We start from the raw sequence: 15,652 nt of genomic DNA, 5'->3' as shown, positions 1-15,652 counted from the left end.
ACCTTATTAACTTAATTATTTTATAAAGATAGATCTAACAAACGATCAGTGAGTTCAAATTCACCTGATTGAATTTTATCTATACCTTGCTGTAATTGTGCTTGCCATGCTGACTCGCTCCAAATTTCAAACTTTTTCAATTGACCTACAAGCATTACTGACTTTTCTAAACCTGCATGCTTTTTTAATGGTCCGTTAAGTAATAAACGGCCATTTTTATCCATGTCACAATCGGTTGCATTACCTAATAACACTTGCTGTAATAAGCGTTCTTGTTGATTCATGCTTGATAAATTACATAACTTTAATTCAATTTCTTCCCATTCAGGCAGGGGATAAAGCAATAAGCACGCATGTTGAATATCAACCGTGCAAATCATTTTCCCTTGGCAATCGGCAAACAATTCCTCACGATACCTTGTTGGTATTGTGATTCTATTTTTGCTATCAAGCGTAATTGCGCTAGCGCCTCTGAACATAGTTGGATACTTGCCTTTTTGACTAAAGTTATTCGCTGATAATTTACTCGATTATTTATAAGATAACCGTCATGATCCACAATTACCCACTTTTTACCACAATGATACAGTTTAGTGACTAAAGTAAAGTTATGTCAAGTGAATAATAGCGAAAACCAAGATACGAACACTGGTCAAGACACCAGTAAAATTAAGGGCTAGGTAAAGATATTTAGGAAGTGGATGAATTTGTGGGTTTTTGTGGATCTTTCATCTAAAAAAGACATGAAAAAATGATCATCAAAAGATTTTCATGAGTAAATAGCGGTCTATAAATTATGTAACAATACTTTACTCATGCAAGTAAATTAACAACGCCACCAAAGCTTTGCTAAATTCGACCAAGAGAAATATGGGCATTCGCGAAAAAATATGTGGAAGTAAATTATTAAGTAAAACTATAAATCGACGTTTGAAGTCTATATTTAAAGCTGATAGTTCACGCTAATGGTTCAAGCCATTAATTAAAGCCGATAGTTCAAGCTAATGGTTCAAGCCAATAATTCTAATTAACAGTTACTAGCAATTTTCAAATGTCGTTTGTAGTGAGGTTTTTAATTTCACTCTCCTTGATACTATCAACTACAAAATTTCGACCATTATCTTTGGCTAAATATAGACGTTGATCCGCTTTTAACAAAAGGTCATCTAAGCTTAATCCATCATTACCATAAGTAGCAATACCTGCACTGACGGTCATAGCCAACGTTACTTCATCATAAATAAAAGGCGTATCCTTTAACTGCTGTCGTAGAGAGTCTACTTGTTTATAGCAATCTTTTTCTTTAGAGCCAACAATAAGCAAAACAAACTCTTCACCACCAAATCGGGCTAATAAATCAGTTTTTCTTACTCTATCTTTAATAAAATTAGCAATATAGCAAAGGGTTGCATCCCCTACGTGATGACCATATTGATCGTTAATTTTTTTGAAATAATCTAAATCAAAAATGACAACGGCTAAGGAGGATTTATGACGCTTGGCATACTCTGAATATAACGTGAAATTTTCTCTTAGCTTCATCCTGTTTGCTAAACCCGTTAATGTGTCTGTGCTTGCCAACTCAAGTAATCTATCTTCATTCTTCTCTCTATTTACTTCATATACATGAGCTAATGACATCATTAAAGAGGCGCTAATAATGATATTCAATGTATCAGCAATATTTATGACTGAATCCCCTTCTATAAAACGATAGAGATAAACAGATACACCACTTGCTATAAAGAATAATGAAATCCAAAATCCTTGCTTTCGCCCCATCATAAGGTAAGAAACTAAGGGGATTGTAAGTATCCAAACAAAAATTGATACCGATGTGTTTGGTACATACATGGCATAGACCATAGTAGTAAAAAACGGTAACAAAAATGCGCTAACCCAGCGTTGAAAGTGTGAAATTTGTAAAACTTTACGCCATAGAAAAAAAGCAAAAAATGCAAAGATAAGCTCTAATATCGCTAATGGCCACAGTCCACGATAAAAATTAATAGCAGAAAATGTTGAACCACCTACCATTACGAGCATCAACATCACCCGCATAACGCTTCGTCTATATTGTAAATTTTGTTCTAAATTATTGAGCATATAACTTCTCTGGTTACTACAGTTTACAATACGGTAACTATTTATAAACAAGCACCACTTTTTGTCTGAATATTATTTATCTAACCGTAAGATATTAATTACTTTAATATTCGTATGAAAAACGTTAATAGAGACAGTTAATTAAAGCAATAGTGATAAAGAATACCCTTTTATATACCAAGCGGTAAAGAGAACTTTGTAAATACTGTGAATTGATTATTGCCACCATTTAAAAATACCGTATTAAACGGGGTTTAATACCAATTCCATTAAATTATTGCTCACTTGTGTTGGTTAAAATAAGCCAATGTTGCGTTGATTTCAATCACAATAGCCAGCTATAACTCAATCAAGCACCTAACCTTGACCTATTTTCCCTTCGCACAACAAGACCACAAACCTAATGGAAATAGTATAAATAGATCTGTTTATTAACTGAAATCAACTTAAAGTCAAATACATAGCTTTTAATTTAGACAAAACAAAAACTAACGGGTGATATCGTTTTAGGTTACTATACTGCCGATTTATCAAGTACATACAGTGTACTCAGTATTTCATTTCTTTACCTAAAACCTACAATCATCAATGTACTTCATGAGAAGTATTATTTAACAAATATGAAAATATGAAAAAAATATTCCAAGGAACTTTGTTTTTATCTACTTTATTACTAGGTACTCAATTACATGCAAGTGAGCCTAATGCGGTTCCTGAAAAAAATTGGAGTATAGGCATTGGCTCTTATGCTTTTATTTTAGCTAATGATAATAATTCTAATGATGATGAATTTAGTGGCTTTAATATCGCCGCAGCTTATGCGGTGAATAACCACTTCCAAATTAGAGCAACTTATTTTTCACTAGAAAGTGATGACTATTATGCCGTGGAAAGTGAAGGATTCGACTTAATGGCCTACGGTGGTGTTGGTTTCTCTAAAAAAGGCTTTAGAGGCTATGGAGGAGCAGGCTTCTTCTCTGATGAGCGGAGTGACCAGAGTGAATCTATTTCGGGTTTTCAATTAGGTGGAGGCTTGGGTTACAACTGGGGTCCAGCAGCATTAGATTTTGTTTTAACATTGCGCAAAGCTGATGAATATGAAGATTATATATATGAATCAGGAAATTATATAGCAATGTCTGGCAATCTAACTATCTCATATTTATTTTAATAATATAATGTAAAGTGCCCTTAACCCCACTAAGTAACGGGTTTTAAGGGCAACAAAAATAGTTATTTTATATACTTAAAATAACTCATCATCAATATCAAATAAGCAGTCACATCCCGATTTAGCTGAAGCAATTAATGAAATGCGACGAGGCAGTAAACGTGAAAAATAATAACGAGCAGTATGTAATTTACTTTGATAAAAATCACTACCACTCTCACCATTATTTGCTTGTTGAGTTAAAGAAACATCTGCCATTCTAGCCCATATGTAAGCCATTGCAGTGTAACCAAAGACATGCAAATAATCATTAGCTGACGCACCAAGTTCATTAATGTTGGCTTGTGATTTAGCTAATAAGTCATCAGTAAGCTCAGTTAGGTCATCAACAGCCAATGCTAATGGCTTAATAAATTCAGCCATAGCTTCATTATTTTTATTCGCTTCAATATAGGCAGCCACTTCATCAGTGAATACACTTAACATAGCGCCTTTCGATGTCGCAATTTTACGTACTAGCAAATCCATTGCTTGAATACCGTTGGTTCCTTCATATATTTGTGTAATTCGCGCATCGCGTACTAACTGTTCTTGCCCCCATTCACGAATAAAACCATGGCCACCAAACACTTGTTGTCCTGCCACTGTGTTTTCAAAACCTAAATCAGTAAAGAATGCCTTGGCAATAGGGGTCATTAATGCTGCTAATGTTTCGCCCTTAACTTGCTCTTCACCTTCACCGTAAGTAGCGTAATCTAATTGCATAGAGATATAACTTGAAAGCGCTCTAGAGCCTTCATTAAGTGCTTTCATATTCAATAGCATACGGCGAACATCACCATGAACCATAATAGAATCAGCTTCTTGGTTAGGGTTTTTAACGCCATTAACTTTACTGTCAAGCGCACGACCTTGTAACCTATCTTTGGCATACTCTAGCGCATTCTGGTACGAACGTACTGCTGCGCCTAAGCCTTGAATACCTACACCAATACGTTCAAAATTCATCATGGTGAACATACAAGCTAAGCCTTTATTTAATTCACCAACTAAATAGCCTTTAGAGTCATCAAAATTCATGACACAAGTTGCTGAAGCATGAATACCCATTTTGTGTTCAATAGAGCCACAACTAACATTGTTATGCTCTCCTACGGTTTCATCATCATTCACATGAAATTTAGGTACTAAAAATAATGAAATACCACGAGGGCCTGCAGGCGCATCAGGTAATTTTGCTAAAACTAAGTGGACAATGTTTTCAGTAAGATCATGCTCTCCACCCGTAATGAAAATTTTATTACCGGTAACCTTGTAGCTACCATCTTCTTGAGGTATCGCTTTTGTGCGTATAATGCCTAAATCTGATCCAGCGTGAGATTCAGTTAGACACATAGAGGCTGACCATTCACCCGCATACATTCGAGTGAGGTAACGCTCTTTTAATTCTTCACTGCCGTGTTTTGCTAGCGAGAGCGCGGCACCCGCAGTCAATACAGGATAAAGTGCAAACGAAATATCAGCACTACAAAGCATTTCTTCATGTAGAGCGGTTAGCATTTTTGGCATGCCCATGCCGCCATAATTTACGTCGCCACCCAATGCTGTCCAACCACCTTCAGCGTAAGTATTGAAAGCTTCTTTATATCCAGGGGCCGTAGTGACAACGCCTTCTTTAAAGCTAACACCTGTTTCATCACCTTCTCGAGCGATAGGCGCTATTTCTTGTTCAGCGATTTTAGCGCATTCTTGTAGAATTGCTTCTGCGGTATCTTTGTCAACTTGCTCTGCTAGTTTCGGTAATTTCTGCCACATTTTATCCGCTTGAAATACTTCATAAAGCAAAAAACTCATATCTTTTAATGGAACTTTATATTCAGCCACAACAACCCCTTAAAATCTCTTAAATTTAATAATTAATTTCATTAGTGCTATTTCAATATAAAGAGCACAAAATCAAACGACCAATTCAAACAAGTGTTTTAATTCTACATTAATAATGATTAAAGTAAAGTTTAACGATAAATTACTCGCTAAACTTGGTGTTTTACTAAATCTTAAGTTAGTGTTAAATAATTACTACTCTGTGAAGTATAGAAAATTCATTAGGAATTGTTGTGAATACCCTCAAAATTACGCTTTATCTCTCTTTATGCTTTGCGACCTTTGTTAATGCGAAACAAGTTAGTTTCTCGAAATATGCAGAGGAAGGTCAGTATAACTTCAACTATCAATGGCTTGACCATAGTAACAAACAGCAATCAATAAGTTTTGCTTTAACTAAACCTGCATTATTTGAACACTTTCGTGATCTTAAACCTTATCAAAGTGATTTTTCCCACAGAACTATTATGCATAAGCTAAAAAAACAGCTAAAAGTCGAACCATTAAATGGAGCACAGGCTTTCTTTTTACAAGAAAATGGTGAAACGGTAGTTCAAATAAAAGGGCGAGAAGATAAGCAGGTAGCACTTGCTTATCAAAGAGTAACAGAGATCAAGCAACAAGCTACTAAACAGTACTTTAAAGACAACTACTATCAATTATTTAATACGCATGATGGAGAATTAGGAGTAAAAATAGATCACGTTAGTATTGCGAATGAATCTGTTAATGATTTCAAGCACCTAAAACCCATCATACTTGATAAAGTTCCATTAAAAACGATGCGTAGAGTAACGGATTATGTACTTGGCTTTGTGCAATCAATCCCCTATTCTACGCTAGAATCACGTATTACTTCTTCAGGTGCTGGCTTTAATTCACCCGCAAAATTATTATGGGAGAATCAAGGTGATTGTGATAGTAAAGTGACATTAACTGCCACTATATTGCGTGCGTTAATGCCAAGAGTAAAAATGATAATGGTTTATATTGATAACCATGCTTTTATAGGAATTGCCATACCGGCTAATGCCGGGGATAAGACCTTAACACACCAAGGCATCAGCTACCTGCTAGCCGAGCCGACAGGACCTGCACTATACAAACTTGGAAAAATAGCACCTGAGTCTGAATTAGCCGTAGATCAAGGTCGCTATGTTGCTGAAGCTTTTCATTCTGACGGACATGACTAGTCAACCTGATATGATCGTCTCCTCACTATACGGTATCTATGTGCCATGATTAAGGTTGTTATACATAATCAAAACAGGAGAAGACCAAGATAAAGATTAGCTATACTAAGTAAGTACAATTCAAAAAAAGCTATACGAAAGACCTATTCTGGAACATTTCCAAGCGTGGTTAAAAAAGTTAAACTCGGTGCAAAAAAAGCAGCCCCAGTTTCAGCTTGGGTATACTTAAGTAAATGGTCTACGTGACCATGTCCATCACCATAAATCATACTTTTTAACATTTTCTCAAATGGTTCAGGTGAGTGGCAATAAGAGACAAAAAATAGCCCTTGTTCCTTTACATCTCCGTAAGGCATACTTTGTCTTAAGATTTCAATACTTTTACCATTTTCATCTTTTAAACTAGTACGTTTAGTGTGCGCGGTTAACGGTTTTTTTTCACTTTCATATTCGATGTTATCAAGCTTGGTACGTCCATAAACGTCTTCTTGTTCTTCATTTTTCAAAGAGCCCCAGAGTGTTAAATTATGCTTGTAGCGCTGAATGTGTAGATAACTACCGCTGGAAAAAGCGGCATCATCAGATTCTTGCACTAAAGCAATAGCTCTTCGGTGCATTCCTTGAGGATTTTCAGTGCCATCAACAAAGCCAGTTAAGTCTCGACCATCTAAGAAACGAAAAGCTTGAACTTGCTCAACCAATTCAACACTATCAGCAAGTAACTGACATACCTTAGAGCAAACGATATGATTAACATCAGAACGATCACTACGGATTTCTATATAAATATCGACATTATTACTAGGCGCAATTCTGTCGTCATTGTCCATTGAAGGAAATGCTTTTAGCAATGAAGGGCGTGCTTGCGGGTAGAATTCATCCCAATAGTTAGCTCCTATAGCAATAACACCCGTTAAATTAGCTTCTGAAAATTGATCTGCATAATCATCAAATAATTCAGGTAGACGAGACAAAGCAGTCCGAATAAATGCATTTTTATCATCTAACACATTAAAAAGTAAATAACTGCCATGTAAGTTTGGCTCTGCACAAACACCAAATTGTTCTCTAGCCATTTGAAATCCCAATAGTAATGGTCTGTTTTATTATAAGAGTATATACCCAAACCCCTTCAACATGCGAGCGTCAAGGTACTTGTAAAAATTATAAATAAGGTACACTTTTATCCCACTGACTCAAATGAGCTGATATTAATTTATATCGGTATGAGACGCTTGTAGAGCAAGGTTTATTTCATCAATTAAACAATGAGTTAAATCGTCAACAATCTCTATTTTTTGTTGTTTAATAGCTCGTTCTAGTTCCATAGCACTTTGTGATATTTCTACAAAGCCAAACATTTGAGCCGCGCCTGAAATTTTATGAGCCGACTGAGCCAACGCTTTATATTCATGTTGCTGGTTGTAATCTAACAATTCTTGCTTATCTTGCGGTAAATGATTAATAAATGACGCTGTAATATCCGATATATCTATGTCATCCAGCTTTTTCTCAAGCAATGCTTTGGCTTCAAAACTACCGGATTCAATGTTATCTTCTTCAATATTACCGTCTTCAAAATTGTCTTTTTCAATACTAGCTTTCTCGGGATAATGCTGAGCAATCGTAGCGATAAAAATATCACGCTCAATAGGCTTTTTAAGATGTCCTGCAAAACCTAATGCTAAGTACTGCGCGATTTCATGTGCCATAGCATTAGCAGTTAATGCATAAATAGGACGATCACAGCCCTTTGCACGTAATGCTTCTAATGCCTGTATGCCATCCATTCTAGGCATTTGAATATCTAATAAGGTTATTATTGGCTTGTACTCAAGGCATAACTCTACCGCTTCTATACCATTAGATGCTTCGAGTACTTCCAGACCTAAATTACTGAGTAAACGGGCAATTAAACGTCGATTATCGTCATAGTCATCAGCCAGCAATATTTTACCCGTATACTTCTTTTTATTCACACCAACAATAGCTGTTTGATCATTATTTTCAACACTATCTGAGGCTGAATATACCTCTCCAAAAGGTAATTTAAAGACGAAAGTACTGCCGTGATTTAATTGGCTAGTCACCGTTATTTTTCCTGACATAACTTTTGCTAACTGGTCCGACAGAAATAACCCTAAGCCTGATCCAGAAAATCGTCGGCTAATACTATTATCACCCTGAGTGAATATATTGAACATTTTCGCCATTTGCTTTTTATTCATTCCTATTCCTGTATCAGTAACAGTAAAGAGTAATGTTTTATCTATTATGGCAATATCTAATGAAACCCAGCCTTCTTTGGTAAATTTAATGGCATTTGAGCATAAATTTATCAAAATCTGTTTTAACCGTAAGCCGTCAATATCGATAATAAAAGGGCTAGGTAAATGGTGACTTACTGTAAATGATAAATTTTTACGTTGCGCCTGTTCAGTAAACATATCATTTAATTTATCTACAATGGTATGTAAATTTTGTCGTCTATTCTCTAATTCAAATTTATTCGCTTCTATTTTACTTAAGTCTAAAATATCATTAATTAATTGTAATAAATGCAAACTATTATTATGAATAACTTCAACTTCGTGTATCAAATTAGCATTATCAAAATCACCATGAATAATCGCCTCTGCTTGACCTAAAACAGCAGTAAGTGGTGTTCTAATTTCATGACTCATATTAGCTAAAAACTGACTTTTAACCATACTGGCATCTTGCAGTTCCTTTGTTAGAAACTCTAACGCTTCAGTACGCTGTTTAACTCTATTTTCTAATTTTTTGGTTAGTCTTCTTTCTAAATAACGTCTATATATCAAAAATAATACCGTTAATAGAAAAGCAATAATCAGCACAATAAATACACGTTGCTGGTCTGCCTTAGTGGATTCTAACTCCTGGAGTTTTTTGCTTTGTTGTAAACTTTTTACCTGCTGACTAAGCTGGACTGATTCGAATTGTGCTATTTGCTCATTAAGTGTTTCATTTGATAACTTTAAGCGCTCTTTTTGGTAAGCCAATTGAGCCATCAATGATTTTGCTGTTTCTCCACGTGCAGCATAAAGCAGCGCACTTAACCATAAATTTCCATTAACTAGGCGTTGGAACCCCATTTTTTTTGCTACTGAATTGGATAGGTTTAAATAAACCTGAGAACGTTCAATATCACCTTGATAGAAAGAAATTTTAGCTAAGGTATGTAAACTACCTCCATAAGTCATTTGATGACCTATTTTTTTACTCAATTCGACGCCAAGATTAGCATACTCAGATGCTTTTTCTAGATTAGATAACTCATAATTTATTTCGGCTAGATTATGAAACTGTGAGGCAGCATCGATGTGGTAATCATTATCCCTAAAATAATCTAATGCTTTCATCACATAGCTCTCAGCTTTCTCATATTGACCTGATTGCTTATAGGAAACACCGATCCCAGCCGAAGCTTTAGCTATGCCATGCTCGTCTTTTAAAGCCTCTCTTTTAGCGATAACCTCTTCAAACATACTAATTGCTATATCGTAACGGCGAAGACTTAAATAAAGTACAGCGAGATTATATCGAACATCTATTCTATCAACTTCGTCACCATAATATTGATACAACTCATCGGCTTCTTTATAAGCTTTTAATGCGGCAAGAGAATCACCTTTAGATGTTTGCACTAATGCAATATTATTCAATAAATGTGCTTGTTTAATCGCTTGTTCTGCAGAAAAAATCTGCTGTTGAAAATAATTTAACGCCGCTTCATAGGCAACTAAAGACTTTGTGTATTCGCCTTGAAAGTAGAAAATTATTCCCATTAATTTATCAACCTCGGCTTGTAGCTGTGACAAGGTATTTTTATCAAGTAGTGCTTTCGCTTGTTGAATAATTTCTAACGATTTCTGTAAATTGCTTAAGGTGAAATAGGCATGGCTTTGCTGTAAAAGTATTGTAATACGCTGGGTTTTATTCAGTTCCTCACTTTCAAGTAATTGACTGAGTCTCACTACTGCAATAGCTTTATTTGTTTGCTTTACAATCTCTTCTAATTCGCTGTCTATATTTTGAGCCTGAACATTTAATTCAATGGTAAATATTAATATAAATAGCAACAACATGCGCCACATAGTAAGCCTTGAGGAAATAAATGATAAAATAAGAGAGTACCTTGCTCAGTTATAGCACTAATAATTCTTGAATGTAACTATTTAGTAATGAGTACAAGCATGATTGAATAATTATACAACTACGATTATGATGCAGCAATGTTTCTTATATAGGCTGTAACCATGTTTAAAAAATTTATTTATACCACACTGTTATTCGTTAGTTTTACAACAATCGTTGATGCGACAATTGTTGAGTTTCAAACCTCACAAGGCAACTTTCAAGTTAATTTATTCGATAGCAGTACGCCTGCAACTGTTGATAACTTTCTTCAGTATATTGATGAGCAACATTATACTAATTCGGTAGTGCACCGTGTTTCATCTAACTTTGTTGTACAAGGCGGTGGATTTACATTCGAAGGTAATTTTCCGCTAACACGTATAGAAACAAATCCAGCAGTGATTAACGAACCGATTTATTCTAATGTTAGAGGCACTATTGCCATGGCTAAGCTTGGCGGGGATCCTGACAGTGCAACAGATCAATGGTTTTTTAATTTAGCGGATAACGCTAGCAACCTAGACTTGCAAAATAGCGGCTTTACTGTTTTTGGCCAAGTCATTGGTGATGGTATGACTACAATTGATAAAATAGCTCAACTTACCTTATGTAATTCAGCAAATTTAGAAGGCATACCAATGGTTATTGCTGATGATCAACAATGTAGTGACCTAGCAACACCAGGCTTAGAGAATTTTGTAATTGTTGAGCAAATTGTTATTGTAGACTCAGCTGAAGTAACTGATGCTGATTTATCTCCCGTGAAGAACACACTCATTACTACCCCTGATAATGATAGCAGCGGTGGCGGCACTTTTGCTTGGTTTTTAATACTGGGTTTAGTTCCTCTATTAATAAGAAGATATTCATAGAAAATTAAACTTATAAAAAGACAAAAAAAAGCAGCGATATCGCTGCTTTTTTATTAGTAATAATATTCAGTTATTACTTTCAAATATACCAATCTTAGCATGCTAACCTCAGTATATAACTTTTAGTATTAACCTCGAGTGAATTCTGGGTAAGCTTCCATACCACATTCAGCTTGGTCAACACCTTCATATTCTTCTTCTTCAGTTACACGAAGTCCAATAATTTTCTTCAATGCAAACCAAACAACAAAGCTAGTCGCAAATACCCAAACAAAGATAGTTGCTGCACCAATTAACTGACCACTAAAGCTAGAACCTGAATTAGTAATTGGAACAATCATTAGGCCAAAGAAACCTACAACACCATGAACCGAGATAGCACCTACTGGATCATCAATCTTAACTTTATCTAAAGCAATAACTGAAAGAACGACAATAATACCGCCAATTGCGCCAAATATTGTTGCTTGTAATGGTGTTGGTGTTGAAGGTTCAGCTGTAATTGCTACAAGACCGGCTAACGCACCATTAAGTGTCATTGTTAAATCAGCTTTCTTAAATAAGATTTTAGCGAAGATTAGTGCTGCAACTGCACCTGCTGCTGCCGCGGCATTAGTATTTAAAAACACCAAAGCTACAGAGTTAGCGCTGTTAATATCAGCAAGTTTTAATACAGAACCACCGTTAAAACCAAACCACCCCATCCATAAAATGAATGTACCTAAGGTAGCCATAGGTAAGTTAGCGCCTGGAATTGCGTTAATTTTACCGTCTTTAGTGTATTTACCTTTACGAGCACCTAATAACAATACACCAGCTAATGCAGCTGAAGCACCAGCCATATGTACAATACCAGAGCCTGCGAAATCAGAAAAACCAAGGTCACCTAAAGTGTATAAACCAAATACGGCATCACCATTCCAAGTCCAGCTACCTTCCATTGGGTAGATAAAACCTGTTAATACAACAGTAAATGCTAAAAATGCCCATAATTTCATACGCTCAGCAACAGCACCTGAAACAATCGACATAGCCGTTGCAACAAATACTACTTGGAAGAAAAAGTCAGCTGCGTTTGAATAAACTGCACCGCCATCAAATCCTGCTTCGGCTGACTCAGCTAATACAGTACCAACTAAAGCGTCTGCATCAGCAGCACCGTCAAGGCCAATACCATTTAAGAATACACCGCCGCCGTACATAATATCGTAACCCACAACAAGATACATAATACAAGCAATAGCATAGAGTGCCACGTTTTTAGTTAAAATTTCAGTTGTGTTTTTAGCTCTCACTAAACCTGCTTCTAACATTGAAAAGCCAGCAGCCATCCACATTACTAAGGCACCACAAACTAAGAAATAGAATGTATCCATAGCATATTGAAGTTGAAAAATATTTTGTTCCATAATTGATCCTATAATAATTTTTGTAACAGTAATTGGTCAGGTATAAGCTGCAAGATTAAATTTGAATGAAGAGCACAAAACTGAAGTCTTTAAAATCTGTTAATGCCTATTCAGTACCTAGCCCTACAGCAAGATGAATACAGATTAAATAGCCTCTGAATCTTGCTCACCTGTACGAATACGAATGGCTTGTTCAAGGTTATAGACAAATATTTTGCCATCGCCAATTTTACCTGTGTACGCAGCTTTACTAATGGCTTCAACTAAACGTTCAACTATGTCGTCATTAACAGCAATTTCAAGTTTAACTTTTGGCAAAAAATCTACTTGATATTCTGCACCACGATACAATTCTGTATGTCCTTTCTGACGACCAAAACCTTTAACTTCACTAACAGTTATCCCTTCAACACCAATTTCAGAGATGGCTTCACGAACATCATCGAGTTTGAACGGTTTAATTATTGCGTTAACTATTTTCACTGTAGACCTCTTGTTTTTTTAATTTTAGTTAATATTGAACTATATAATTCAATTCATGTGCCATAAAATTTAAAACAACAATATCAACAGTTTGTGTTTTTGTTACACTTTAAAAAGTAAATCGTTGCACCAAAATAGCACAACGGTTATCTGCGGAGATTATATTTGGTGCAAAAAATAAGAAGAGAAGTATTAATGAGTTACCTTAACTGCCAAATACTTAATTGAGGACGTTTTAAAATAAAATTACGTTGATTAGTTTGAATAACACGCGTTAGTTCCTGTTGCTCGATCAAATTAAAATGAGTTGCTAACAGTTCTGACAAACCGTCAAAACCAGTAACATTTTCACCATTAACCTTTAAGCCACCTAACCAGTTGTTTTTTGCTGTGTATTGCTCATCAAAGTCATAATCGGAGACAATAACAAGCAAGCCTTTACTTTGTAAACGTTGATGGACTGTTTGTAAAAATTCGCGAGGATTATAGCTACTCTCAAGTACATGCTGAGCTAAAATAACATCATAGTTATTAAAAACGTTTTTGAGGTTACCCGCATCTCCTTGACTAAAATGTATATTACCATTGTAAGGTAAACCTAATGTTTTTAAGCTAAATTCGTAATAATCAACTATATCGCCTTCATTTTCTAGGCAATAACGAACGGCACCTCCCTGTTGTAAACTAACACCATGACGTATATAGCGCGCTGAAAAATCCACACCATCTACCTGATTAAAATGCTGCGCTAGAATAAAACTACTTCTGCCAACACTACAGCCTAAATCCAAACATTTATTGGCTGTTATATTATGCTTTTCAATAAACCCTAGAATATTATCAGATATTTGCTCGCTATAATTCTTAATAGGCACATTAAAAACGTCGTTAATAGATGATTCAGCTTTAGCCGAATACTGAGCATGGAGCTGCTGACAAATATCAACATCGGTTTCATAATGGTTAGCATCAAGATTAGGTAGTTTTTCATTATTGCTTTGCACATAACGAAACCCAGCATGTTGAAAAAAATGTCGTCTAAACGCATAACGAGAATGTTTTTGAGCCTCATTTCCTGTAGAAATCCAAGAACCACCTTTAATTAAATTATGTTTACCATCAAAGGTCGGTGTAGAAAAATCATCATATAATGGGTGAACCTCAAAACCTTCAAAGCCATCAATAGTTGATTCCGTCCATTGCCAAACATTACCAACAACATCAAAGACGCCATCATGCTCGAACTCATCTATAGGACAAGAAGATGCATAATGCTCACGGTTTAAATTTCCCGGTGCTTGCTCCCAAGAAGCTAAATCACCATCGACTTTATCACGTAAACATAACCATTCAGCCTCAGTCAGTAAGCGTGTATATTGGTTTTTAGTATCTGAAGCTTGGCTGTTCTTCCACTGACAAAAAGCCTTGGCTTCTAAATAATTCACTTCTACCGGCCAATTTAAGGGTAACGGAATTTCATTCAATAAGTTACGTTGCCAGTAAGATTTAGCATGAGTATTGCTTCTTTTTTCCACCCAAAAATATGGTTTGGTCGCTTTAGAAAAGTTTAACCATTGCTGCCCTTCTTCTGTCCAAAATTCTGTTTTTTGGTATCCTCCAGCGTTAACGAATGCTAAATACTCTTGATTTGATACTAAATATTTAGAAACACTGAAGTCATCTAAGCTAAGCGTGTTATAACCATATTCATTGTCCCATCCGAACGAATCATCACTTTTGGGTTTTCCAAATTCAACTAACTTCCCTTTTATAGGCAGTAGCTTATTTTCAGGGGCATTTGTGCTATTTTGGCAAGTAGGCCAGTCTTCACTTTCACTGAGGTATTGCAAAGGCAGCATACGCATAATAACGGATGAAGTTTCAATATGAATACGTTCATGCTCACAGCCCATTAAAATAATCCACGCTAACGAATCTTTTGTTATGGGTAGCAATAAATCCATATCATCAATAAGATTTTCAATCAGCGTTGCGACTTGATCCCGATAACTTTTAACGTCAGAAACTGTTGGCCAATCATAATGTGCATCGCTTAAATCATCCCAACTCATTTCATCAACACCAACGGCACAAATAGCTTCTATTCGAGCATTTATACGTGTTGAAATGAACTTACCAATAATAAGCTTATTAATATAAAAACTAGCGGTGTGCCCATAATAAAAAATTAGCGGATGACGTAAGGGCTCGGGTCTTAAAAAATAAGCACTCTCGTCATTTATAAGGGAAAAAAGTGACTCATATTCAGCCCATGTTTGCCTAAAATATTTTTTAAGTTCTTGTTTTTTAGCCTTAACATTTGTGCCGTTTAATAAAGGAGCCTTAATAGGTATTATTTCCATAAATCATTTC

Annotated in this window: 11 protein-coding genes; 3 read left to right on the top strand and 8 right to left on the bottom strand. The window is 35.6% G+C overall.

Annotation, left to right across the window (positions count from 1 at the left end; genetic code table 11):
• Nucleotides 1-20: 20 nt before the first annotated feature.
• Entirely contained in the window at nt 21-479 is a 459-nt protein-coding gene (gene mraZ / locus GQS55_RS01790) for a division/cell wall cluster transcriptional repressor MraZ (protein WP_159817394.1), read from the bottom strand.
• Between the two features lie 568 nt (nt 480-1,047).
• Nucleotides 1,048-2,106 carry a GGDEF domain-containing protein gene (locus tag GQS55_RS01785; protein ID WP_201294549.1) on the bottom strand — a complete coding sequence of 353 codons (1,059 nt, stop codon included), beginning with the start codon at nt 2,104-2,106 and terminating at the stop codon, nt 1,048-1,050.
• Nucleotides 2,107-2,734: 628 nt separating this feature from the next.
• On the opposite strand from GQS55_RS01785, the gene GQS55_RS01780 reads away from it, so the two are divergent.
• Entirely contained in the window at nt 2,735-3,277 is a 543-nt protein-coding gene (locus GQS55_RS01780) for an outer membrane beta-barrel protein (protein WP_159817392.1), read from the top strand.
• 75 nt (nt 3,278-3,352) lie between these two features.
• Here GQS55_RS01780 and GQS55_RS01775 read toward each other — a convergent pair whose 3' ends face one another.
• The gene (locus tag GQS55_RS01775; RefSeq protein WP_159817390.1) at nt 3,353-5,161 is read right to left on the bottom strand and encodes an acyl-CoA dehydrogenase C-terminal domain-containing protein; all 1,809 of its coding nucleotides are present in this window, start codon (nt 5,159-5,161) and stop codon (nt 3,353-3,355) included.
• Between the two features lie 233 nt (nt 5,162-5,394).
• Between GQS55_RS01775 and GQS55_RS01770 the strand changes: the two genes are divergently transcribed.
• A complete protein-coding gene (locus GQS55_RS01770) occupies nt 5,395-6,354 on the top strand; it encodes a hypothetical protein (RefSeq protein ID WP_236559730.1) in 960 nt (319 codons plus the stop codon).
• Nucleotides 6,355-6,497: 143 nt separating this feature from the next.
• Here GQS55_RS01770 and GQS55_RS01765 read toward each other — a convergent pair whose 3' ends face one another.
• Together GQS55_RS01765 and GQS55_RS01760 are read right to left on the bottom strand one after the other, a co-directional pair.
• Nucleotides 6,498-7,430, bottom strand: coding sequence for a Dyp-type peroxidase (locus GQS55_RS01765; RefSeq protein ID WP_159817388.1), 933 nt, complete (start codon nt 7,428-7,430; stop codon nt 6,498-6,500).
• Between the two features lie 135 nt (nt 7,431-7,565).
• The gene (locus GQS55_RS01760) at nt 7,566-10,472 is read right to left on the bottom strand and encodes an ATP-binding protein (RefSeq protein ID WP_159817386.1); all 2,907 of its coding nucleotides are present in this window, start codon (nt 10,470-10,472) and stop codon (nt 7,566-7,568) included.
• A gap of 162 nt (nt 10,473-10,634) precedes the next feature.
• Between GQS55_RS01760 and GQS55_RS01755 the strand changes: the two genes are divergently transcribed.
• The gene (locus GQS55_RS01755; RefSeq protein WP_159817384.1) at nt 10,635-11,387 is read left to right on the top strand and encodes a peptidylprolyl isomerase; all 753 of its coding nucleotides are present in this window, start codon (nt 10,635-10,637) and stop codon (nt 11,385-11,387) included.
• A gap of 128 nt (nt 11,388-11,515) precedes the next feature.
• On the opposite strand, the gene GQS55_RS01750 is transcribed toward GQS55_RS01755, so the two are convergent.
• The 3 genes from GQS55_RS01750 to ovoA all read right to left on the bottom strand — a co-directional run bounded on the left by GQS55_RS01750 (nt 11,516) and on the right by ovoA (nt 15,642).
• A complete protein-coding gene (locus GQS55_RS01750) occupies nt 11,516-12,796 on the bottom strand; it encodes an ammonium transporter (RefSeq protein WP_159817382.1) in 1,281 nt (426 codons plus the stop codon).
• Nucleotides 12,797-12,940: 144 nt separating this feature from the next.
• The gene (glnK, locus tag GQS55_RS01745; protein ID WP_159817380.1) at nt 12,941-13,279 is read right to left on the bottom strand and encodes a P-II family nitrogen regulator; all 339 of its coding nucleotides are present in this window, start codon (nt 13,277-13,279) and stop codon (nt 12,941-12,943) included.
• Between the two features lie 200 nt (nt 13,280-13,479).
• The gene (ovoA, locus tag GQS55_RS01740) at nt 13,480-15,642 is read right to left on the bottom strand and encodes a 5-histidylcysteine sulfoxide synthase (RefSeq protein ID WP_159817378.1); all 2,163 of its coding nucleotides are present in this window, start codon (nt 15,640-15,642) and stop codon (nt 13,480-13,482) included.
• Nucleotides 15,643-15,652 lie beyond the last annotated feature (10 nt).

The organism is Colwellia sp. 20A7, assembly GCF_009832865.1.
In the GTDB taxonomy this organism is placed as follows: domain Bacteria; phylum Pseudomonadota; class Gammaproteobacteria; order Enterobacterales; family Alteromonadaceae; genus Colwellia.
Note: the sequence above shows the minus strand (reverse complement) of the source record. Positions and strands in the feature narration are given on the sequence as shown.